The 22,819-nt window shown below is 70.9% G+C and carries 18 protein-coding genes; 14 read left to right on the top strand and 4 right to left on the bottom strand.

Annotation, left to right across the window (positions count from 1 at the left end; translation table 11 throughout):
• Nucleotides 1–75 precede the first annotated feature (75 nt).
• The 6 genes from ndk to rodA all read left to right on the top strand — a co-directional run bounded on the left by ndk (nt 76) and on the right by rodA (nt 7,040).
• Entirely contained in the window at nt 76–489 is a 414-nt protein-coding gene (ndk, locus tag ACFP3U_RS30865; protein ID WP_030309691.1) for a nucleoside-diphosphate kinase, read from the top strand.
• A 312-nt stretch (nt 490–801) separates the two neighbouring features.
• Nucleotides 802–1,827 (top strand): rod shape-determining protein, encoded by a 1,026-nt coding sequence (locus ACFP3U_RS30860; RefSeq protein ID WP_030309693.1) that lies wholly within the window; start codon nt 802–804, stop codon nt 1,825–1,827.
• Between the two features lie 92 nt (nt 1,828–1,919).
• Nucleotides 1,920–2,867, top strand: coding sequence for a rod shape-determining protein MreC (gene mreC / locus ACFP3U_RS30855; protein WP_380229031.1), 948 nt, complete (start codon nt 1,920–1,922; stop codon nt 2,865–2,867).
• Nucleotides 2,868–2,870: 3 nt separating this feature from the next.
• Nucleotides 2,871–3,509 (top strand): rod shape-determining protein MreD, encoded by a 639-nt coding sequence (gene mreD, locus ACFP3U_RS30850; RefSeq protein WP_380229030.1) that lies wholly within the window; start codon nt 2,871–2,873, stop codon nt 3,507–3,509.
• Between the two features lie 55 nt (nt 3,510–3,564).
• On the top strand, nt 3,565–5,844 hold the full coding sequence (gene mrdA / locus ACFP3U_RS30845) for a penicillin-binding protein 2 (RefSeq protein WP_380229029.1): 2,280 nt from the start codon (nt 3,565–3,567) through the stop codon (nt 5,842–5,844).
• Nucleotides 5,841–7,040 carry a rod shape-determining protein RodA gene (gene rodA, locus ACFP3U_RS30840; protein ID WP_380229028.1) on the top strand — a complete coding sequence of 400 codons (1,200 nt, stop codon included), beginning with the start codon at nt 5,841–5,843 and terminating at the stop codon, nt 7,038–7,040. The genes mrdA and rodA overlap by 4 nt, the downstream gene beginning before the upstream one ends.
• Before the next feature lie 90 nt (nt 7,041–7,130).
• Here rodA and ACFP3U_RS30835 read toward each other — a convergent pair whose 3' ends face one another.
• Nucleotides 7,131–8,423: a M14 family zinc carboxypeptidase gene (locus tag ACFP3U_RS30835; RefSeq protein ID WP_380229026.1), complete on the bottom strand. Its 1,293-nt coding sequence runs from the start codon at nt 8,421–8,423 to the stop codon at nt 7,131–7,133.
• 436 nt (nt 8,424–8,859) lie between these two features.
• Here ACFP3U_RS30835 and ACFP3U_RS30830 point away from each other — a divergent pair, with 436 nt between their 5' ends.
• Nucleotides 8,860–10,803, top strand: a complete 1,944-nt coding sequence (locus tag ACFP3U_RS30830) for a TIGR03960 family B12-binding radical SAM protein (protein WP_380229025.1) — start codon at nt 8,860–8,862, stop codon at nt 10,801–10,803.
• Nucleotides 10,804–11,083: 280 nt separating this feature from the next.
• Here the strand turns inward: ACFP3U_RS30830 and ACFP3U_RS30825 are convergent, their stop codons facing one another.
• Complete coding sequence (locus ACFP3U_RS30825; RefSeq protein ID WP_380229024.1) at nt 11,084–11,767, bottom strand: hypothetical protein; 684 nt, start codon at nt 11,765–11,767, stop codon at nt 11,084–11,086.
• Nucleotides 11,768–12,472: 705 nt separating this feature from the next.
• On the opposite strand from ACFP3U_RS30825, the gene ACFP3U_RS30820 reads away from it, so the two are divergent.
• Nucleotides 12,473–12,763: a hypothetical protein gene (locus ACFP3U_RS30820; RefSeq protein ID WP_380229023.1), complete on the top strand. Its 291-nt coding sequence runs from the start codon at nt 12,473–12,475 to the stop codon at nt 12,761–12,763.
• A gap of 225 nt (nt 12,764–12,988) precedes the next feature.
• On the opposite strand, the gene ACFP3U_RS30815 is transcribed toward ACFP3U_RS30820, so the two are convergent.
• Together ACFP3U_RS30815 and ACFP3U_RS30810 are read right to left on the bottom strand one after the other, a co-directional pair.
• Nucleotides 12,989–14,647: a DUF262 domain-containing protein gene (locus ACFP3U_RS30815; RefSeq protein WP_380229022.1), complete on the bottom strand. Its 1,659-nt coding sequence runs from the start codon at nt 14,645–14,647 to the stop codon at nt 12,989–12,991.
• A gap of 606 nt (nt 14,648–15,253) precedes the next feature.
• On the bottom strand, nt 15,254–15,553 hold the full coding sequence (locus ACFP3U_RS30810) for a hypothetical protein (RefSeq protein WP_380229021.1): 300 nt from the start codon (nt 15,551–15,553) through the stop codon (nt 15,254–15,256).
• 535 nt (nt 15,554–16,088) lie between these two features.
• Here ACFP3U_RS30810 and ACFP3U_RS30805 point away from each other — a divergent pair.
• From ACFP3U_RS30805 to rpmA, 6 genes are all read left to right on the top strand, one after another.
• On the top strand, nt 16,089–16,349 hold the full coding sequence (locus tag ACFP3U_RS30805; RefSeq protein WP_380229020.1) for a type II toxin-antitoxin system VapB family antitoxin: 261 nt from the start codon (nt 16,089–16,091) through the stop codon (nt 16,347–16,349).
• Nucleotides 16,325–16,753 (top strand): PIN domain nuclease, encoded by a 429-nt coding sequence (locus ACFP3U_RS30800; RefSeq protein WP_380229019.1) that lies wholly within the window; start codon nt 16,325–16,327, stop codon nt 16,751–16,753. The genes ACFP3U_RS30805 and ACFP3U_RS30800 overlap by 25 nt, the downstream gene beginning before the upstream one ends.
• Nucleotides 16,754–16,930: 177 nt before the next feature.
• A complete protein-coding gene (locus tag ACFP3U_RS30795) occupies nt 16,931–17,731 on the top strand; it encodes a TIGR03936 family radical SAM-associated protein (RefSeq protein ID WP_380229018.1) in 801 nt (266 codons plus the stop codon).
• Nucleotides 17,732–18,127: 396 nt separating this feature from the next.
• A complete protein-coding gene (locus ACFP3U_RS30790) occupies nt 18,128–21,940 on the top strand; it encodes an Rne/Rng family ribonuclease (RefSeq protein WP_380229017.1) in 3,813 nt (1,270 codons plus the stop codon).
• A gap of 217 nt (nt 21,941–22,157) precedes the next feature.
• Complete coding sequence (gene rplU, locus ACFP3U_RS30785) at nt 22,158–22,472, top strand: 50S ribosomal protein L21 (protein WP_380229016.1); 315 nt, start codon at nt 22,158–22,160, stop codon at nt 22,470–22,472.
• Between the two features lie 12 nt (nt 22,473–22,484).
• Nucleotides 22,485–22,742 carry a 50S ribosomal protein L27 gene (gene rpmA / locus ACFP3U_RS30780; protein WP_030309712.1) on the top strand — a complete coding sequence of 86 codons (258 nt, stop codon included), beginning with the start codon at nt 22,485–22,487 and terminating at the stop codon, nt 22,740–22,742.
• Nucleotides 22,743–22,819 lie beyond the last annotated feature (77 nt).

Genomic DNA, 22,819 nt, shown 5'->3' with positions numbered 1-22,819 from the left:
CCGCACGGCGCACGCGGAATCGCGCGTGCGTGCCGATCCGCGTGCGCGCCTACCCCGAATTCCCAGGAGACACCCGTGTCCCAGCGCACTCTCGTCCTGCTCAAGCCCGACGCCGTCAAGCGCGGCCTGGCCGGCGAGATCATCAGCCGCATCGAGCGCAAGGCCGGCTGGCGGCTCGCCGCGGTCGAGCTGCGCACCTTCGACCGGGCGACGCTGGAGCAGCACTACGCGGAGCACGTCGGCCGCCCGTTCTACGAGCCGCTGCTGGAGTTCATGACCTCGGGCCCGTCGCTCGCCCTGATCGTCGAGGGCGAGGAGGTCGTCGCCGGCATCCGCATGCTGGCCGGGGCCACCAACCCGCTGGAGGCCGGGGCCGGCACCATCCGCGGCGACTACGCGACCATCACCCGCGAGAACCTCATCCACGCCTCCGACTCGGTCGAGTCCGCCGAGCGCGAGATCAAGATCTTCTTCCCCGCCCACGCCTGACCCCGCGGGCACCGGGACCTTCGGAGTGCCCCGGCCGGGACCATTGGCCCGGCCGGGGCATTCTTATCGGGAAATAGGGAACCAGGCCCTCCGACACGGCGTCCCAATGCCCGGAGAAGCGATCACGCCCCGGACAATGGTCGGCATGCCCCACGTCGACGTCCGTGCCGAACGGCGTGACTACGATGGACGCGACTCAAGGGCCCGGTAAGGCAGCTCAGCTGGTCGCCGCCCATCTCGGTGGGCGCGCACACCGTCCACCCCCACAAGACTCCGAGCCCGGGAAGGCACCCACACCCCATGGCGAGCAACCTGTCGTTCATCGGCCGCGACTTGGCGATCGACCTCGGAACTGCCAACACGCTGGTGTACGTCAGGGGCAAGGGGATCGTCCTCAACGAGCCGTCCGTGGTCGCGGTGAACACCAACACCGGCGGCATCCTCGCCGTCGGCTCCGAGGCCAAGAAGATGATCGGCCGCACCCCCGGCAACATCGTGGCCATCCGCCCGCTCAAGGACGGCGTGATCGCCGACTTCGAGATCACCGAGCGGATGCTGCGCTACTTCATCCTCAAGGTGCACCGCCGCCGCTTCCTCGCCCGCCCCCGGGTCGTCGTCTGCGTCCCCTCCGGCATCACCGGCGTCGAGCGCCGCGCCGTCATCGAGGCCTCCCTCCAGGCCGGCTGCCGCCAGGTGCACATCATCGAGGAGCCGATGGCCGCCGCCATCGGCGCCGGACTCCCGGTCCACGAGCCCACCGGCAACATGGTCGTCGACATCGGCGGCGGCACCACCGAGGTCGCCGTCATCTCCCTCGGCGGCATCGTCACCGCGCAGTCCATCCGGGTCGCCGGCGACGAGTTGGACAACGCCATCGTCCAGCACATCAAGAAGGAGTACTCGCTGCTCCTCGGCGAGCGCAGCGCCGAACAGATCAAGATGAGCATCGGCTCCGCCTTCGGCCTGGAGGGCGAGAAGGACGAGCACGCCGAGATCCGCGGCCGCGACCTCGTCAGCGGCCTGCCCAAGACCGTCGTCATCTCCGCCGCCGAGGTCCGCGAGGCCATCGACGAACCGGTCAACTCGATCATCGACGCGGTCAAGACCACCCTCGACCAGTGCCCGCCCGAGCTGGCCGGCGACGTCATGGACCGGGGCATCGTGCTCACCGGCGGCGGCGCCCTGCTCCGCGGCCTGGACGAGCGGCTGCGCCGGGAGACCGGCATGCCGATCCACATCGCCGAGAACCCGCTGGACTCCGTCGCGCTCGGATCCGGCAAGTGCGTCGAGGAGTTCGAGGCGCTCCAGCAGGTACTCGACGCCGCACCGCGCCGTTAGCAGAACCGACACACCAGCCGAACTGACGGGCCCCCGCCCGGGTCCACAGCCCGGGCCGGCGGCCAGGGGTACGAAGGGGCAGTACCAGCACCGTGAAGGACACCCGAGAGAGCCGGCTGCTGCTGATCCTTCTGGTGGCCGTCGCGTTCGCGCTGATCACCGTCGACATCAAGGGCGGTGAGAGCTCACCGCTCGGCGGCGCCCGGCGCGCCGCGGCCGCCGCCCTCGGCCCGGTCGAACACGGCGCCGCCAGCGCCGTCGACCCGGTCGCCGACACCGTCCGCGCCTTCCGCGACGCCGCCTCGAACAGCGGCCGCACCGACCAGCTCGCCCGCGAGAACACCGAACTGCGGCAGAAACTGGCCTCCTCCGACATGGCCGGCGGCCGCACCAAGCAGCTCGACGACCTGCTGCGCACCGCCGGCGCCGGCGGCTACACCGTCAAGGCCGCCCAGACCATCGCGATCGGCCCGGCCCAGGGCTTCTCCTGGACCATCACCATCGACGCCGGCAGCGACGACGGCCTCACCCGCGACATGACCGTCATCAACGGCCAGGGCCTGGTCGGCCGGATCACCACCGTCGCCCCGACCACCGCCACCGTGCTGCTCGCCTCCGACCCCGGCTTCACCGCCGGCACCCGGCTGGAGGGCACCGGGGAGATCGGCTTCGCCGCCGGCGGCGGCACCGCCGCCATGAAGGTCTCCCTGCTCAACGGCAAGGCCCAGGTCAAGGAGGGCGACCGGCTGGTCACCTTCGGCTCGCAGAGCGGCCGCCCGTTCGTCCCCGGCGTCCCGGTCGGCAAGGTCGTCCAGGTCGAGGCCAACCCCGGACAGCTCACCAAGACCGTCCTGGTCGAGCCCTTCGTCCAGTTCACCCGGCTCGACCTGGTCGGCGTCGTCGTCGTCCCGCCGCGCACCGACCCGCGCGACGCCGTCCTGCCGCCCGCCCCCGCGCCGGCCGCCCAGGGCCAGGCCCCGGCGGCGCCCGCCGCGCCGGCCACCGCCGCCCCGCCCGCCACGTCCACTGGGGGGAACTGAGCCATGCGCCTCGCCCGCATCCCCGTCTCCGCGATCCTGACCCTGCTCGGCCTGCTGCTCCAGGTCAGCGTCTTCGGCCGGCTGCAACTGCCCGGCGCGACCCCGGACATACTGCTGCTCGTGGTCGTCGGCCTGGCCCTGGTCTACGGACCGACCGGCGGCTGCCTGGTCGGCTTCGCGGCGGGCCTGCTCGCCGACCTCGCCCCGCCCTCCGACCACGCCATCGGCCGCTACGCGCTGGTGCTCTGCCTGATGGGCTACGCCGCCGGGCTGCTCCGCCCCGAGCACGGCCGGCAGCGCTCCGTCTCCAGCGCGCTGCTCGTGGTCGCCGCCGCCGCGATCGCCTCCACCCTGCTGTACGCGATGGTCGGCGCCCTGGTCGGCGACACCGCCGCCCGGCACGTCGGGCTCGACCAGCTCGTCCTCACCGCCCTGCTCTACGACCTGCTGCTCGCCCCCTTCGTGGTGCCCGCCGTGATGCTGATCGCCCGCCGCTTCGGCAAGGACCCGCTGTCCGTCGCCGAGGACGACGAGGGCGGCCCCGGCCTCGGCAGCCTGGCCCGCTACCGCACCACCCGCGAGCCCTCGGCCGGTCCGGGATACCGCAAGAAGCGCCTGCTCGGCGCGGGCAAGCGCCCCTGACCCGCCTGCCCCGACCAGCCCGCCCGCCCCTGTTCAGTTTTGGAGCGCACGAGACGTGAGCAACATCCCCGAGACCGGCCGAACCCGGCGGGTGACGATCCGTCTGGTGGTGCTGCAGATCCTGGTGGTCTCGCTGCTCGCCACCCTCGGCGGACGGCTCTGGTACCTGCAGATCCGCAACGCCAGCGTCTACACCGCCAAGGCGACCGGCAACCACATCCGCGAGGTCGTCGAACCCGCCGTGCGCGGCGAGATCCTGGACGCCTCCGGCCGCATGCTCGCCGGGAACGAGACCAAGCTGGTCGTCTCGGTCAGCCGCACCTCGCTGCTCCAGCAGAAGGACGCCGGCAAGGCGGTGCTGACCCGGCTCGCCGACGTGCTCGGGATGCCCGCCAAGGACGTCCAGGAGAAGGTCCGGCTCTGCGACGCCAAGACGCCGCAGCCCTGCTGGAACGGCTCGCCCTACCAGCCGATCCCGGTCACCAAGGAGGCGACCACCCAGCAGGCGATGCAGATAATGGAGCGCCGCGAGGACTTCCCCGGGGTCACCGCGCAGCCCACCGCCGTACGCCACTACACCGGCGTCGAGGGCGCCAACCTCGCCCAGGTGCTCGGCTACCTCTCGCCGGTCACCGACGAGGAGGTCTCCAAGACCGCCGACAGGACCGGTCTTGACCGCTACCTGCCGGCCGACCAGATCGGCCGGGCCGGACTGGAGTCCGTCTACGACCGCGACCTGCGCGGCACCGCCGGCGTCACCAAGCTGGAGGTGGACAACCTCGGCCGGGTCATCGGCACCGCCGACAAGGCCGCCCCGCAGACCGGCAACAACCTGGTGACCAGCATCGACGCCCGGGTGCAGAAGGTCGTCGAGGACAACCTGGCGCAGGCGATGTCCGACGCCCGCAAGACCTTCGACAAGGTCACCAACCGCAACTACGAGGCCGACTCCGGCGCCGCCGTCGTGATGGACGTGCACACCGGGCGGATCGTCGCGATGGCCAGCGCCCCCACCTACGACCCCAACCTGTGGCAGGGCGGCATCAGCGGCAAGGACTACCAGGCGCTGACCAGCAAGGAGTCCAACTTCCCGCTGCTGAACCGGGCCATACAGGGTCAGTCCGCCCCCGGCTCGACCTTCAAGGTCATCTCCACCACCGCCGCCGTCCAGGCCGGCTACTCGCTCGACGGCCGCTACGACTGCCCGAAGAGCATGACCATCGGCGGTCGCGAGTTCAAGAACTTCGAGAGCGAGAGCTTCGGCGCGATCTCCCTGGAGCGCGCCCTGGAGGTCTCCTGCGACACCGTCTTCTACGGCCTGGCCTACGACCAGTGGATGAAGGACGGCGGCATCAAGCCGAAGAAGGAGCCGGGCGACTGGTTCTTCAAGACCGCCCACCAGTTCGGCCTCGGCGCCAAGACCGGCATCGACCTGCCCAGCGAGGTCACCGGCCGGGTGCCCGACCGGCAGTGGAAGCAGTCCTTCTACGACAACAACAAGGACGCCTGGTGCAAGCAGGCGGAGAAGGGCGGCAACAGCTTCTCCGACCAGATCGCCCGGGAGAACTGCGTCGACGGCTACCAGATGCGCGCCGGTGACGCCGTCAACTTCGCCATCGGCCAGGGCGACACCCTGGTCACCCCGGTCCAGATGGCCCGGATCTACTCGGCCCTCGCCAACGGCGGCACCTTCTACCGGCCCACCGTCGCCAAGGCCGTGATAAGCCCGGGCGGGGAGCTCGTCCGCGAGATCGCCCCGCACGAGGACGGCCGGCTGCCCGGCGACCAGAAGCTGCTCGGCTACATCGACCAGGCCACCGCCGGCGTCGTCACCAGCGGCACCGCGGCCTGGAAGTTCACCGGCGCGGGCTGGCCGCAGGGCAAGATCGAGCTGCACGCCAAGACCGGCACCGCCGAGGTCGAGGGCAAGCAGACCACCTCGTGGCTGACCACCTACAGCCGCGACTACGCGGTCGTCATGACGATAAGCCAGGGCGGCACCGGCTCCGGCGGTTCCGGTGACGCGATCCGCCGGATCTACCAGGCGCTGTACGGCGTCGACGACAAGGGCAACGTCGACCAGGGCAAGGCGCTGCTGCCCAAGCCGCAGGCCGAGCTGCCGAAGTTCAACCCGGACGGCACCGCGATCATCAAGCCGGCCTCCTTCGGCGCCGCGGCCGGCGACCCCGCGGCCGGCGACCCCGGGGTGGCGACCGGCTTCGCGGCGCGGGCCTTCCTCGACCCGGCGCAGCCCGGCGGCGCCGTCCCGGTGCCCGTCCTGGCGCCGGCCGCCGTCGAACCCACCCGCTCCACCACCGGAAGGGGCCGGGCATGACCTCCTACGGTTCGTACCGCCAGCTGCGGCTCGCCCCGCAGCGCGGCGGGGTGCCCAAGGCGCTGGCCAAGGACTCCCCGCTGTGGCGGATCGACTGGATACTGCTGCTGGCCGCGGTGGTCCTCTCGCTCGGCAGCTCGCTGCTGGTCTGGTCGGCCACCCGGGGGCGCGACACCCTCACCCACGGCGACCCGCAGTACTTCCTGTACCGGCACCTGACCAATGTGCTGGTCGGGGCGGTGCTGTGCGCGGTGGTGATAGCGATAGGGAGCCGGCGCTTCCGCACCGTCGTGCCCTTCCTGTACGGCGGGGTGATCCTGCTGCTGATCGCCACGCTGAGCCCGCTCGGCTCGACCATCAACGGCCAGCACTCCTGGATCCAGCTGGGCGGCGGCTTCTCCGTGCAGCCGGCGGAGTTCGCCAAGCTGGCGATCGTGCTGTCGATGGCGCTGGTGCTGTCCGACCAGGTGGACGCCGGGGAGCGGGAGTTCCCGGCGAACAAGGCGGTGTTCCGCGCGCTGGTCTGGGCGACCCTGCCGATGGCGATCGTGATGCTGATGCCGGACGCCGGCTCGGTGATGGTGATGGCCGTCATCGTGCTGGGCATCCTGCTGGCCTCCGGCGCGGCCAACCGCTGGGTGTTCGGGCTGATCCTGGCCGGCGTCGGCGGCTGCGTCGCGATCTGGAAGCTCGGGGTGCTGAGCAAGTACCAGATCGACCGGTTCGCGGCCTTCGCCAACCCGGCGCTCGACCCGTCGGGCGTCGGCTACAACACCGCGCAGGCCCGGATCGCGATCGGCTCCGGCGGGCTGACCGGCAAGGGCCTGTTCCACGGGACGCAGACCACCGGGCAGTTCGTGCCGGAGCAGCAGACCGACTTCGTCTTCACGGTGGCCGGCGAGGAGCTGGGCTTCCTCGGGGCGACGGCGATCATCGTGCTGCTCGGCGTGGTGCTCTGGCGGGGCTGCCGGGTCGCCCGCCAGGCCACCGACCTGTACGGCACCGTGGTGGCGGCCGGGGTGGTCGCCTGGTTCGCCTTCCAGGGCTTCGAGAACATAGGGATGTGCCTGGGCATCATGCCGGTGGCCGGCATCCCGCTGCCGTTCGTCTCCTACGGAGGGTCGTCGATGTTCTCCACCTGGGTGGCGATCGGGCTGCTCCAGGCGGTGCAGAGCCAGCGGCCGATAGCGGCCTGAGCTTCCTGAGCTTCCCGAGCTTCCTGAGCACACGCGCATATGGCGAGGGCCGGCCCCCCCGGGGGCCGGCCCTCGTCGTACGTCCGGGGGCTACGGGGCGGGCAGCAGCAGGTCGGCGGCGGCGAACACCGCCCGGGTCTGGTGGGCGACCTGGGTCTCGACCGGCACCCAGCGGGCGCCCAGCCGCTGCAGGCCCTCCAGGCTCGCCGCGGCGACCCCCCGGGCCCGCGCCCGGGCCGCGTCCGCCGCCGGGCCGCCGCAGTCCGCGAGCAGCCGCAGCAGCATCGAGGCGATCCGCAGCGGCAGCCGCTCGGCGACGATCCGGGCGGTGGTCACCCGCGACACCGACAGCGGCGCCGTCGACCAGTCCGCCAGCCAGTCGTCCACCACCGGCGGGCAGACCGCCAGATTGAACTCGACGGAGCGCAGCAGCGGCCCGTACGCCACCCCGGCGTGCCGCGGCACCTGCGGCAGCAGGGCGGTCAGCTCCGCCACCCGGGAGCGCAGCCGGTCGGCGCAGGCCTCGACGGCGGCGGGCACGTCCGGCGCCGGGCGGGCGTCGCCGACCGCGTCGATCGCCCACATCGGCACCTCCAGCACCGCCGTCGTCCCGCCGTGGCGCCCCGTGTACGACCAGGTGGACAGCTCGGGGCGGTCCGGCAGCGTCCGGTGGCCGCGGCCCGGCGGCGGCATCAGATAGGTGCCGGGGGCCGGGCTGTGCCAGCCGAGCGCGTCGTAGGAGTCGACGTCCAGCGGGATGCCGCCGCGGGCCGCCGAACGGGCGAAGCGCCCGGCCAGGGCCGGCAGCGGCCGGCTGAGCTGCACGAAGGCGCCGCCGAAGTCCACGCCGTGCAGCGAGCACTGGAGCGCCGGGCGGAGTTCGTCGATCAGCCCGGTCAGCACCAGGCTCTCCGGCATCGGGGTGAGCGGGCCGTCCGGGTGCGGCAGCAGCTCCGGCTGCTCGTGGAAGGCGGGCCGGAAGAAGTGCTCGTAGTGCCGGGCCGCGGTGAGCGGGCCGTTCAGCCAGCCCTCGTTGAGCGCGGCGCCGTCCGGGTCCAGGCAGAGCAGGACGTGCCAGCCGACCCCGGGGCGGGGCGGCAGCTCCAGGACCCGCTCGGCCAGCCGGACGGCGGCGGCCAGGCCGACCGGCTCGTTCGGGTGCGGGCCGCCGACCACGAGGACGCTGTGCTCGCCGTCGTCCACCGAGAGCAGGACGAGGGGGCGGCCGGCCCGGGAGCGGCCGGCTTCGAGGACCCGGCAGCGGCCGGGGTGGCGGCGGGCCAGCCGGCGGGCCGCGGCGATCGCCCGGGCCACGGTCGGGTAGCTCTCGGTGTCGAGGCACGGGCTGTCGATCCGGCGCGTCCGCCGGCCCGTGTCGGTCATGGCTCTCCTGTCCTCGGGGGCGGGCGGGGCGGCGCGGTCGCGGGCCTCGGGCGGGAGTCCGGCGCGGGGTCGCGCCGGGCCGCCCGGCACGGCCGGTTCGCGCGCGGCCAACTCCCTTGTCCCGGGGGCGCACAGGACCTTCCGGTGGAGCCTTGCCAGTACCGCACGCGGCCTCGGAGCGTGTCAACAGTCCCAGGGGTCCCTCGGTGGGCCGGCGGTGGGCTCGCGGTGGGACCGCGTTCACGTGCCGGGACCTGTCCGTACACCCCCTGGCACACCCCCCGGCGCAGCTCTCGGCGCACCCTCGGCGCACCCTCGGCACGGGTGACCGGGCCGGAGGGTACGGCGGTTCGGCTACCCTTGAGGGTCACCCCTCCCAGCCGTCGCCCCGCGGAGCGCGCGGCGGTCCCGAACGTCGTAAGGGTTCCTAGTACTCATGACTGTCGAATCGGTCTTCCCACGCCTGGAGGCCCTCCTCCCGCACGTCCAGAAGCCGATCCAGTACGTCGGCGGCGAGCTCAACTCGACCGTCAAGGACTGGGACGCCTGCGACGTCCGGTGGGCGCTGATGTACCCCGACGCCTACGAGGTCGGCCTGCCCAACCAGGGCGTCATGATCCTCTACGAGGTGCTCAACGAGCAGGAGGGCGTCCTGGCCGAGCGCACCTACAGCGTCTGGCCGGACCTGGAGGCGCTGATGCGTGAGCACGGCGTGCCCCAGTTCACCGTGGACGCCCACCGGCCGGTGCGGGCGTTCGACGTGTTCGGGCTCTCCTTCTCCACCGAGCTCGGCTACACCAACATGCTGGCCGCGCTGGAGCTGGCCGGCATCCCGCTGGCGGCCCGGGACCGCACCGACGAGGACCCGGTGGTGCTGGCCGGCGGCCACGCCGCGTTCAACCCCGAGCCGATCGCGGACTTCATCGACTGCGCGGTGATCGGCGACGGCGAGCAGGCCGTGCTGGACATCACGAAGATCGTCCGGGAGTGGAAGGCCGAGGGCCGCCCGGGCGGCCGCGACGAGCTGCTGCTGCGGCTGGCCCGCACCGGCGGCGTGTACGTGCCGAAGTTCTACGACGTCGAGTACCTGGCCGACGGCCGGATCGCGCGCGTCGTGCCGAACGCCCCGGGCGTGCCGTGGCGGGTCTCCAAGCACACCGTGATGGACCTCGACGAGTGGCCGTACCCCAAGCAGCCGCTCGTCCCGCTCGCGGAGACCGTGCACGAGCGGATGTCCGTGGAGATCTTCCGCGGCTGCACCCGCGGCTGCCGTTTCTGCCAGGCCGGCATGATCACGCGCCCCGTGCGGGAGCGAAGCATCACCGGCATCGGCGAGATGGTCGAGCGCGGACTCAAGGCCACCGGCTTCGAGGAGGTCGGCCTGCTGTCGCTGTCCTCCGCGGACCACACCGAGATCGGCGACATCGCCAAGGGCCTGGCCGACCGCTACACCGACGACAAGATCGGCCTGTCGCTGCCGTCCACCCGCGTCGACGCCTTCAACATCGACCTCGCCAACGAGCTCAGCCGCAACGGCCGCCGCTCCGGCCTCACCTTCGCCCCCGAGGGCGGCAGTGAGCGCATGCGCAAGGTGATCAACAAGATGGTGTCGGAGGAGGACCTCATCCGCACCGTCGCCACCGCGTACGGCAACGGCTGGCGCCAGGTGAAGCTGTACTTCATGTGCGGCCTGCCCACCGAGACCGACGAGGACGTGCTCCAGATCGGCGAGATGGCGAAGAACGTCATCCAGAAGGGCCGCGAGGTCACCGGCCAGAACGACATCCGCTGCACCGTCTCCATCGGCGGGTTCGTGCCCAAGCCGCACACCCCGTTCCAGTGGGCCCCGCAGCTGTCCGCCGAGGCCACCGACGCCCGCCTGGCCAAGCTGCGCGACTCGATCCGCGGCGACCGCAAGTACGGCAAGAACATCGGCTACCGCTACCACGACGGCAAGCCCGGCATCGTCGAGGGCCTGCTCTCCCGCGGCGACCGCCGGGTCGGCGCGATCATCCGCGCGGTCTACGAGGACGGCGGCCGCTTCGACGGCTGGCGCGAGCACTTCTCCTACGACCGCTGGATGGCCTCCGCCGAGAAGGGCCTGGCCGGCACCGGCGTCGACGTCGACTGGTACACCACCCGCGAGCGCGGCTACGAGGAGGTCCTGCCCTGGGACCACCTGGACAGCGGCCTCGACAAGGACTGGCTCTGGGAGGACTGGCAGGACGCCCTGGAGGAGGTCGAGGTCGACGACTGCCGCTGGACCCCGTGCTTCGACTGCGGCGTCTGCCCCCAGATGGACACCCACATCCAGATCGGCCCCACCGGCAAGAAGATGCTCCCACTGACGGTCGTCGGCGGCCCTGGCCAGCAGAAGTAGGCGGCGACGTGAGTGACACGGCGAACGAGCCGTGTGACTTACGCCACAGCCTCCCGGAGGGTGAGCGGGAGTTCGTCCGGGGCGCGCCCGGCCTGACGCGCGCCCCGGACGGGCCCACCCTCGGGAAGGCCCGACAGGGCGGCCGGAGGACCCCTCTGCCCGCCGGTCGAGTGGGTGTGATCCCCTCACGGCCCAGCAGCGCGCGGTCGGTGGAGGGTGTCAGCTCAGCACTGCGCTGACTCACGAGTGCTGCAGACCCTCGGCCACTCGAAGCAACTCCTCATCGGAGAGCGACGCCGGCCGACCGTTGGAGACGGTGTAGGTGTAGGTCCCGTCCGACCAGATGATTGAACGCGGCCCAGAGGTCGGCGAGCCGCTGACGTATGTGGCAGGGTGCCCGCCAACCGTGGCCTGCGGCTGTCCCTGGCCCGAGGTCTCGTCCCCCCCGGGTTTGGGTGATGAGCAGACGGGAGCCTGTTTGCGCTCCTGTCCCGTGCTGGTAGCCGGTGGTCCAGGTGGGTACGCCGGCGGGGGGCTGGGTCAGGCCGGGAAGGTAGGGCACGGGGTCCGTGTCGGGATGGTCGTAGTCGGGGGGCAGGTAGGTCGGCTTTGCCAGCTCGTGGCCATCGACGTACGCAACGGGCTGGTTCGTTACCGCGTCGATCAGTGGCCGTGATGCCAGGGGCGCACTGAGGTGGGTGCTGATCCGAGCTGAGCCGCCTTCGGGGCACTGATACGTCGGCCCCTTGAAGCCCTTGCGGTGCAGCAGAATCTCGACCCGGTCGTTGCTCTGGCGCGTTACGAGGTCCGGTTCCTGCTCGCACTGCCATTCAACGGCCAACGTGATCGTCCGGCCGTCCGCGCTCACCAGCATCCGACCGCTCGCCGCGGCATCGTAGGTGTGCCACTTCGCGGGCAGCCACCATGTTTCAAGGGCCAACTCGAAGCCCACGACTGCCAGCACGGCTATGACGATGAAGCGTGTGCGCCTCGACAGGCGCGGCATCCAGTCAGCTCGCCTCAAGGCGCCTCCTCATAGATCAGCCGCAATGCTGTCGGGCCGACGGTCGCCACGTCCTGGACAAGGTCGTAGACCGGATGATCGGCGTGCTTTCGGCTGTTGACCGGGAGAAGATACCGGGATTCTCAGAGGTTGAGGTAGACCCGGCCACGAACCACATCCGGGTCCACTGGAAGGGCGCCGTTCTCCTGAACAGCCTGCCCGCAGGGGTGACGGCCGAGTCCGCCTGCACCCCGCCGGTCCCGGAGCACCTCGGTGATCCGGCATCTCCGGGCCAGGCGGGAACGGGCCAGGAGCTGGCGGCTATTGGACGGCCAGTTCTCCTGGCCCGTTCGGCCAGTCTCACCCGGGTGCCGAGCCGCACATCGTGACGTGATTGCGTGGTGCGACGAGCCCGGCTTCGACGATCCGCTGATCGGCTTGACCGAGGTGCAACTGTTCCGGCGGATCTTCGCCTGCGACGAGCCGGGACGGGACCGCACATGACCTGATCAGAGACAACCGAACACGTGCCGAACCACCCCGGAGCCTTGGCGGGAGAGGGGTAGTCCGGTGGGTCGGAACCCGATGCCGCTGGCATCGGGCTCCTCGGCATGTCAATGCACGGATGGCCCGGTTCGGTTCTTCGCCAGGGGAGTTGAAGAACAGTTGGACGGGGACGACGACTTCGGTGCGGAGTTGACGGCGAGCCTCGACCCTGACGCGTGGGCGTGGCTACCGGGGGTGAACTACGCGGCCGGCTGGCGGGTGGCAAAGCAGGCAATTGACGAGTTGAACGGTCTGCTCGCCGCATGCGGTGTAGCGCGGACACAGCTGCGTGCCATCGCCGACACGGACGCCAGCGGCGGCCCAGTAGTCAGGCTTGAGGGGATTGCTGAGGGATGGCTGAGCCTCGAAGAGCTCCTATGTCTGGCTGCTGCCTGTCGGGAGTCGCACTGACTGGGCCTGGTGGCCGCACAAGCTTCCACCAGGCCCAGTGGGTTGGCCACTTCGTCTCGAAGCAACTTGATCACCCGTCCGACCTGGGCGAGCAGTGCTGCTGGCCTGCCCGAACGGTCCCCGCTTGTCCGTGGCCGTCCACCGAAGTGCGCGCCCGTTGTAGCGCAGTTAGACACGCGGCCCGGGGCTGGGATGTCGGCTCGCCGCGTCCTCGATCTCCTGCGATCAGCGGTAGGGCCACGCCTTCACCGCAAGGTTGGCGAGGTCCTCAGCTCGCTTATCGGAGGCAGAGATGGACCACCCGTCGGACGATCCGAGCTCACGGGTCAAATGAAATTTTGACTGGAGATAGGCGGATGTCTTCTCCTTGAAGGGGCGATCTTCAAGCTTCCTGTTTAGGGTCCGTTCGAGCAGTGTGTAGTTTTGGAGGCTATTTGCCACTGCCTGAAATCGCTCGAACTCTGAACGCGAGCCAAAATTTTCGATGGTTGAACTCTTTGCAATTACGTGCTCAATTGAGACGGACTTCCCGCTCCAGTCTGGCTGCGCTTCAGAGTTTAGTCCCCGTACCGCTAGGTGCTGTCGTTCGAGCTGGGATAGGAGATACTTGGCGCGGCCAGTGCTGACGGCTCCGAATGTAATCACGGAGCGTCGGAACTCTTGATCTTCGGGAATGAGCTTCCTTACGGCATCGAGTACCTGGTCTTGGGTGCGCGCCTGGCCCGATGTGACCCTGAGTGCGGCCTCGCAGAATACCTCTTCCGCAGTGCCGCCGCCCAGCCTCCCCGCAAACCAGGAGCGCACTGACCAGCCGGCAATCTTATTGATCATTTTTGCGGCTGGGGTGATTTCCCAGGAATTTAGAACGGCGAGCAGTAGTGGCATGCTGGACTCAAATCCGAATCGACGGAAGGCGAGAAGGGAATCCCTCACGTCGACATCCGTATGCCCCCAGAAGTCGCTGTCTGGTTCCTTCAGTGCGGCATAGGAATCCAGACTTCCTTCAAGTTGGGAAACGTAGTCACGAACCCTGCGAGGCCCTCGGCCGATACTTGACTGCAGAACCTTGTACAGCTTTCGGGTTGTAACTTTCCCTTCACGAGAGGAATGTTCGTAGCGGATGAACTTGACAAGATCCTCAGGCTTATCAAACTCCGCCGCAATCTTGGACCACTGCTGTTCTACGTGATCCAGATACGTCTTCGATTGACTGAAGAGATAGTTCTTAAGAAGGTCCGCCGTTGTGAGATCCGCTCCCCGGTCGTTTAGGGTTTCGAAGATTACATAGGCCTCAGGGAGTCCCGATGCAACGGCCAGGAGAACCTGAACGCTGTTGTCTAGGTGTGTTACTATGGAGATTAGCTCTCGATAGCTGGCGACAGCTGGCGCCAAATCATTCAGGTGATCCATGCAAGCCCGGTAGCATTGGACGATCGGATCCTTCGGCAGTGCTGGAACGTTTCCACTCAGGATCGCCTCGTATGAGCTGAGGTTTTCCGCATTCAGCTTCAGGCGGGTGACGTCGTCCTCTTCCTCCAGATCAAATGTCTTGAGGAACTTGCGGTCAATTACTTCGGCTGGTTCGGACTTTCCCAAATCCCTAAGCCTGTCCCGCACTGCTGCGATGAGGATCGCCGTCGTGGTGAGCCGCTGCTGGCCGTCGACGATAATCTGGCGACCCGGATCGACTGGGTCGTCTGACAGCACGACAGTCCCCATAAAGTACGGTTGAGATTCACCCCGCGCCGTCTTCAGATCGTCAAGGAATTCATGGATATTGAACGTTTCCCAGGCATATCCGCGCTGAAATCGCGGGACGCTCAGAAGGCGGTCCGACAGCAGATGGGCAAGCCGGTCATGGCCAAACTGGGCTGGGTCCGCCATCGGAACACCTACTGTTTCCTCTAAGACAATACGGTCGAATTGCACAGTATCGCAGGTGCCATGGTTGTGTGGGCCAAACCATCAGGTTGAGCGACTTGGTGTATGACCTAGATGACCGGCGCACCTCAAGCCGAGGGCGGCGGAGCGGTTTTGGCCGGTGTCCTGTCTGGTTTGGGGTCGAGCGTGATCGGGGGGCAGTGAGCTGCTGCGGCTCGGTCAGGGCTTTTGGGCCTGGCCGCAGTTTGGCCGAGTGGCCCCCCGGTCTTGCTCGACTCGGGTCCCGGGCCGGGGAGGTGGGTAAAGCCGCGGAGCCGCCCGGCATCAGCCGTTGCGCGGCAGCCGGCGGGCCGGGGTGCTTCTCTGTGGGCGGCCAGGCGCCCGGCCCGGAACGGCCGCAAGGCCGCATGCCCGGCCGGGGCGGTTGGGGCTGCCCCCCTTGAGTAAGTAGAGAAGGTTTGCGACAGGGACAGTGGGCGGCCTCGGCGGGGTGGGCCTCGATGGCGTAGGTGAGGGCGGCGGTTTCGGCGCCGAGGCGGGTCTCTTCGAGGGTGGCCTGGTCGTAGGTGGTGCGGTGGGTGACCAGGAGGATGGCGGCTTCGGAGAGCTTCAGGGCCTCGCGCTCGTCGGGCTGGGGGATGCGGGCGGTGACCCGTTCGTTCCAGACGAGTAGTGCGTACGCCTCGGTCGGGGTGGCGGCGGGTTGCTGGGCGAGGGGGTGGCCTCGATGCGTTCCATGGGGAGCGGGAAGCGGTGAAGGGCGAGGCCGCCGCCGGTGGGGTCGGTGAGCAGGCGGTCGCGGCCGAGCATGAGTTCGTCCTGGCCCATCTCCAGCAGTGGCGCGGTGATCGCGTCGGTGCGGGGCCGGTAGACGGTGGGGCGGACGAAGGTGACGCGGCCTTGCTTCACGTCCAGCTGGCCCTCGCTGCGGAGCGCGGCGACGGGGAGCCTGACGGTCGGTCGGGAGACGTCGTACTTTTCGGCGAGGTCGGTCTCCCTGGGCTCACATGCTCGGCTACCGGGGCCACTGCCTCACCAGGACGAGGGTCTTCTCCACTACATACGGGCAGCGCCGGGCACGCCCGCGGCCTGTGGTCGAGAGCGCATGGCGTTTCGTCGGGACCGGGCACACCTCGGCCGAAGCGCTCATCGCTGCCGGCATCGCGGAAGACCTCGCCGCCAACCGGGACAAGGGGGGAAGAACGTGATGCTCAACCGCGTCGGCCTTGGAGCGGCGCCGGATCCACGGGCGGCCGTACTGGCACCGACGCGGCGGAAGTCGAGTCAGGCCCCCGCGAGCGCGGGGTTCCGGAGCCTCCGGATATGGGGCGCCGTGGTCAGTCCCTCGGAAGCGGGCACGCCTGCGCGCTTGATGTCGAAAGGACTTGCAGCTCCGATGGCCGCTATGTGAGTGTCTGTATATACGTGGAGGGTGGTGTGGTATATGTCGAAGACGGTCATCGATATCGATGACGAGGCTCTGGCTCTGGCTGCCGAGGTGCTCGGAACGACCACCAAGAAGGACACGGTCAATGCGGCCCTGATCGAGATCGGGGCGCGGCGTCGCAGGGAGCTTGCGCTGGGGGAACTCGTGCGGCTGGCTGAGGGTGGTGCGTTCGATCGGATGCTGGAGCCGGGCTTCAAGGACGAGGCCTGGCGGGGGAAGCAGGGTGGGGCCGAATGGGAGAGCGGGAAGACTTCCTGATCGATTCGTCTGCTGCGGCGCGGTTGGTGACGCGGCCTGTGGCGCTGGCGTTGTGGAGCGAGGCGCTGGTGGGTGGGCGGGTCGGGATGTGCTCGGCGGTTGGGGCGGAGTTGCTCCACTCCGCCCGTTCGGCTGCGGAGATGCGGGCGATGTCGGTACAGCTCGACCGCCTGTACACCTGGTGGGTCATGCCGGACGATGTGTGGCGCCGGGCCAGGGAGCTCCGGTTCGCGCTGGCCGAATCGGGGGCCCACCGCTCTGTGGGAGTGGTGGACCTGCTCCTGGCCGCGACGGCGCTGCACCACGGGTTGACCGTGCTGCATTACGACCGGGACTTCGAGACCCTCGCCGAGCACACCGGGCTGAAGACCCGGTGGCTCGCGGAGCCCGGATCGTTGGGCTGAGGTCCGGGGCCCTGCGAGCAGGGGCGGAGCGAGGGGTGGGTGGGGGCGCGTACCCTTTGAGGTGACAGAGTCCGGACTGTGGCGGGAAATCGCCGTCGCTGCGGACGGGGACCACTGACGAAGGACTGAGCGACCCTGGCACGCCGTACGCCCGACGGTCCGCCGCCCGCGCCGACGGTGCAGCGGATCCGTCTCCGCTACACCAAGCGCGGCCGGCTCCGCTTCACCAGCCACCGCGACTTCCAGCGCGCCTTCGAGCGCGCCCTGCGCCGGTCGGTGGTGCCGATGGCCTACTCGGCCGGCTTCACCCCGCACCCCAAGGTGTCCTACGCCAATGCCGCGCCGACCGGTGTGGCCAGCGAGGCGGAGTACCTGGAGATCGGCCTCGCGGCCTTCCGCGACCCGGAGGAGCTGCGCGTCCAGTTGGACGAGTCGCTGCCCACGGGCCTGGACGTGATCGACGCGGTCGAGGTGCGGACGCCCAACTTCGTGGAGCGCCTGGAGGCCTCCGAGTGGCAGGTGCGGCTCGACGGCGTCGAGCCGCAGGAGGCGGCCCGCGCGGTCGCCGCGTTCCTCGCCGAGGATCGCGTCGAGGTCGAACGTCAAACCAAGAACGGTCTGCGGGTCTTCGACGCGCGCGGCGCGGTGGCGGCTCTGGAGATCGTCGCGCCGCAGGTCGACGGCGGTGCGGACACGGCGGGTGAAGGGGCCCGCGATGTTCGGACCGGGCGTGCCTGTGCGATACTGCGCCTGGTAGTACGACACGCCACACCCGCCGTACGACCCGACGACGTGTTGTCCGGTCTCCGTGCGACAGCCGACCTGGCGCCGCCGGTCCCCGCAGAGGTGACCAGGCTGGCGCAGGGGCCGCTCGACGAGGAGACCGGCACGGTGACCGACCCGCTGGCGCTCGACCGCGCCGCGGCCCCGGCCGGCCCTCTGGCGGCCGGCGAGCCGCGCGCAACCGCGTCCGCCTAGCGGGCGGAGGCCGGGTCCAGTTCCCCACTGGGCCCGCTGGTCCTCCAGGCCCCCGCGGCTCCCCAGGGGAGCGAGCGTCGTCGAAGCACAGGCCGGCCTCTTGCGGCCCGCCGACCCCGATGGTCGGTGGGCCCGAGGACCCCGTCCGGGAGCCACCCGGGGTTGGGGAACGGCGCAGCTTGGGAAAACCTCAGAAGACTGGTCAGACCAGAAGACTTTCGACACCCCGCCGAGGGCGGGGCGCCGAGCGAGACTACGAGCCCCTGTGCGGCCTCGCGTCCGCGCGGCGGCACCGTGAAAGGGTCCGGCCCGAGCATCCTCGCGATGCCGGCCGCCCACCGGTGTCGCACCGTGCCCGGATGCGGAGCCCGGGGGCCTGACGGGAGATCCACCCGCATGCTCGATAACACCGATCCGCAGCAGCCTGCGGCCACGGAACCGAACGACACCGCCGGCACCGGCGGCGACACCGCGTCCGCGGCGCCGCCGCGTCGGCGCCGCCGCGCGGTGTCCCGCCCGGCCGGCGCCCCGCAGGGCGCCGCCGCGGAGACCGCCGAGACGGTCCTCCCCACCGAGGCCGAGGCCACCCGACCGGCCGAGACGCCGGCCGCCGCCGAGGCACCCGCCGCCGAACCGGTGGCGGAGAAGCCGGTGCGCGCCCGCCGTACCCGTAAGCGTGCCGAGGCGCCCGCCGGTGCGCCCGAGGCGACCGCGATCGTGGTCACCGCGCCGGACGCCGGTGCCGTGACGGCCCCGGCCGAGGACGAGCCGGCTCCGGCCGCCGCCGCCAAGAAGACGACGGCCGCGAAGGCCGAGCAGGTCGAGCCGGCCGAGAAGGTGGAGCAGGTCGAGTCGGCCGAGAAGGCGGAGAAGCCCGTGCGGGCCCGCCGGACCCGCAAGAAGGCCGAGGCCGCTCCGGTGGAGGAGCCGGTCGCCGAGGCGCCCGTCGCCGAGCCCGAGCCGGTGGCCGTCGAGGCCCCCGCCGCCGAGGAGGCCCCGGCCGCTCCCGCGCGCCGTGCCCGCCGCCGCCGGGTGGTCGAGGCCGCCCCGGTGGTCGAGCCCGCCCCCGTCGTCGAGGAGCCGGTGGCCGAGGAGCCCGTCGCCGAGGCCGAAGCCGAGGAGACCCCGGCCGAGGAGCCGGTCGTCGAGGCGCCCGCCGCCGCGAAGGTCGCGCCCGCCGCCGAGGCCGAGCCGCCCCAGCGGGTGCGCCGCCGCGCGGTCCGCCCGTCCACCGCCATCTTCCAGGCCCCGGTGTTCCAGGAGCCGGCCCCCTACGTCGCCCCGACCGCCCAGGCGGCCCCGGCCACCCAGGCCGCGCCGGCCGCCGCGCAGCCGTCGGCCGCGCAGCCGGCCGCCGCCAAGGAGACGCCCGCCAAGGCGGCACCCGCCAAGGCAGCACCCGCCGCAGCCGCGCCGCGCAACGAGGAGGACGAGTTCGAGTACAGCGGCGTCGGCCGCCGTCGCCGCGTCCGCACCTCGGTGCGGGTGCAGACCCCGTCCCGTCAGAGGCCCGCCGCCGCGGCGCGCCACGCCGTGGAGAAGCCCGCCGTGGAGAAGCCCGCCGCCGCTGAGAAGCCCGCCGTCGCGGAGCGGCCGGCCGTCGCCGCGCGGCCCGTCGAGGCGCCCGCCGTCGTCGAGGCCCCCGCCACCGGCCCCGAGGCCGAGGACGAGTGGGAGGACGGCCGCCCGTCGCGCCGTCGCCGCCGGGGCGGCCGCCGCCGTCGCCGCGGTGAGGCCGAGGAGATCGAGGCCGAGGCGCCCGAGACCGAGCAGCCCGCCGTCGAGGAGCCGGCCGTCGCGGCCGTCGACGAGGAGGACGAGGACGAGGACGACCTGGCCGCCGGCCTGTCCTCCTCGCGCCGTCGCCGCCGCCGTCGCCGCCGCAGCGGTGAGACCGGCGCCGTGGAGGTCGCCGAGACCACCGAGGACGGCGTCCGCACGGTGGTGAAGGTGCGCGAGCCGCGCCGCCGCTCCACCGAGCCGTCGTTCGACCCCGACGAGGTGCAGTCCATCAAGGGCTCCACCCGTCTGGAGGCCAAGAAGCAGCGCCGCCGCGAGGGCCGTGAGCTGGGCCGCCGCCGGGTGCCGATCATCACCGAGGCCGAGTTCCTGGCCCGCCGCGAGTCGGTCGAGCGCGTCATGGTGGTGCGCCAGAACGGCCAGCGGACCCAGATCGGCGTCCTGGAGGACGGCGTGCTCGTCGAGCACTACGTCAACAAGGAGCAGGCCACCTCGTACGTCGGCAACGTCTACCTGGGCAAGGTCCAGAACGTGCTGCCCTCGATGGAGGCCGCCTTCGTCGACATCGGCAAGGGCCGCAACGCGGTGCTGTACGCCGGTGAGGTCAACTTCGGCGCGCTGGGCGGCCACGGCGGCCCGCGCCGGATCGAGTCGGTGCTGAAGTCCGGCCAGTCCGTGCTGGTGCAGGTCTCCAAGGACCCGATCGGCCACAAGGGCGCCCGCCTGACCAGCCAGATCTCGCTGCCCGGCCGCTACCTGGTCTACGTGCCCGAGGGCTCGATGACCGGCATCTCCCGCAAGCTGCCGGAGAACGAGCGCGCCCGTCTGAAGCAGATCCTCAAGAAGATCGTCCCGGACGACGCGGGCGTCATCGTGCGCACCGCCGCCGAGGGCGCCTCCGAGGAGGAGCTGACCCGCGACGTCCAGCGCCTCCAGCAGCAGTGGGAGGACATCCAGAAGAAGGCCGCGTCCGGCAACGCCCCCGCGCTGCTGTACGGCGAGCCGGACATGACCGTCCGGGTCGTCCGCGACATCTTCAACGAGGACTTCACCAAGGTCATCGTCTCCGGCAACGAGGCGTGGAGCACCATCCACGACTACGTCTCCAACGTGGCCCCGGACCTCGCCGGGCGGCTCCAGCGGTGGACCTCCGAGGTGGACGTCTTCGCCACCTACCGGATCGACGAGCAGCTGATGAAGGCGCTGGACCGCAAGGTCTGGCTGCCCAGCGGCGGCTCGCTGGTGATCGACCGCACCGAGGCGATGGTCGTCGTCGACGTCAACACCGGGAAGTTCGTCGGCCAGGGCGGCAACCTGGAGGAGACGGTCACCCGGAACAACATCGAGGCGGCCGAGGAGATCGTGCGCCAGCTGCGGCTGCGCGACCTCGGCGGCATCATCGTGATCGACTTCATCGACATGGTCCTGGAGTCCAACCGCGACCTGGTGCTGCGCCGCCTGCTGGAGTGCCTGGGCCGGGACCGGACCAAGCACCAGGTGGCGGAGGTCACCTCGCTGGGCCTGGTGCAGATGACCCGCAAGCGGGTCGGCCAGGGCCTGCTGGAGTCCTTCTCCGAGCCCTGCGTGCACTGCAACGGCCGCGGTGTGATCGTCCACATGGAGCAGCCGAGCGCCCACACCCACGTCCACACCGGTGGCGGCGCGGCCGCCGTCGAGGCGGGCTCGGGCAGCGGCAAGCGCCGTCGCCGGGGCAAGGGCGGCGCTGTGCAGGAGGAGCCGCAGAGCGTCGAGGAGGCCGTCGCCGAGGCCGACTTCGAGCCGCTCGAGGTCGAGGAGGCCCTGGAGGCCGTCGAGGCCGCGCCGGTCCGCGAGGAGATCGAGGGCCAGCTGGCGATCGAGGTCCCGGGTGTCGCCGAGGCTCCGGCCGAGGCCACCAAGGTCACCGAGGCCGCCGTCGTCGAGGCCCCGGTGGAGGCTACGGCCCCCGCCGCCCCCGTCGGGCGGCCCCGCCGCCGGGCGGTGCGCAAGGCGACGGCTCCGGCCGGTGCGCCGGGCGGGGCGGAGATCGTGGTGCTCCAGGCCAAGGCCGAGGCGGCCCTGGAGTCGGCCCTGGCGGCCGTCTCCCCGGCGGACCGGGCTCCGGCCGAGGAGCAGCCGGCCGAGGCGGTCGTGGCCGAGGCGGTGGCCGAGCCGGCCGCCACCGAGGCGCCGGCGGTCACCGAGCCGGCCACCGAGCCGGTCGCCCAGCTCGCGGAGGCCACCGAGGCCGTCGAGGCCCCGGAGGCCACCGAGGCCGCCGCCGAGCCGACCGCGACCGAGGAGCCCGCCGAGGAGGCGCCGGCGCCGAAGAAGCGGGCGGCCCGCAAGACCGCCGCGAAGAAGACCACCGCCGCCAAGAAGACGACGACGGCGGCGAAGAAGACCACCGCCCGCAAGACCGCCACCAAGCGGACGAGCGCGGCGGCCAAGAAGGCGGGGGCCGCCGAGGGTGATACGGCGGCCGAGTAGTCCCGGCCCCGGGCGGACACCCTCCGCCCGGGGCCCGTACGGGCCGGTTTGCCCCTGCGGCGGCCGGCCCGTATTCTTGACCACTGGCGTGTCTACGCCATGCTCCCGAGCACATCACCTCCCGGACCTCGCAAGAGGACCTCGGGGGAGGCCCCTGTGTCCGTACCCAGGTGGCTGGCATCGAGAGTTCCGACCGAGTTGGGAAAGTAGGTACCGCATGTACGCGATCGTTCGCGCAGGCGGCCGCCAGCACAAGGTCGCCGTCGGCGACGTGCTGGAGATCGACCGTATCGAGGCCAAGCCGGGTGACTCGGTGGAGCTCTCCACCATCCTGGTCGTCGACGGTGACGCCGTCACCTCCGACCCGTGGGTGCTGGCCGGCGTGAAGGCTCACGCCGAGGTGGTCGACCAGACCAAGGGCGACAAGATCGTCATCCTGCGTTACAAGAACAAGACGGGCTACCGCCGTCGTCAGGGTCACCGCCAGCAGCACACCGCGGTGCGCATCACCAGCATCGACTCGGTCAAGTAAGGGGATAGCCAGATGGCACACAAGAAGGGCGCAAGCTCTACCCGCAACGGCCGTGACTCGAACGCCCAGCGCCTCGGCGTGAAGCGCTTCGGCGGCCAGGTCGTCTCGGCCGGCGAGATCCTCGTCCGCCAGCGCGGCACCCACTTCCACCCGGGTGCCGGTGTCGGTCGCGGTGGCGACGACACCCTGTTCGCGCTGACCGCCGGTGCCGTGCAGTTCGGCACCCGCCGCGGCCGCAAGGTCGTCAACATCGTGGCCGTCGAGGCCTGAGTCACACCAGACTCACAATGAGGGGTGGGCCGGAATGATCCGGTCCACCCTTCATGCTTTACCGCAGTGGAACACCG

It is taken from the genome of Kitasatospora misakiensis (assembly GCF_042656005.1).
Lineage (GTDB): Bacteria > Actinomycetota > Actinomycetes > Streptomycetales > Streptomycetaceae > Kitasatospora > Kitasatospora misakiensis.
The sequence above is the reverse complement of the archived record's forward strand: the minus strand, read 5'-3'. Positions and strand labels throughout refer to the sequence as shown.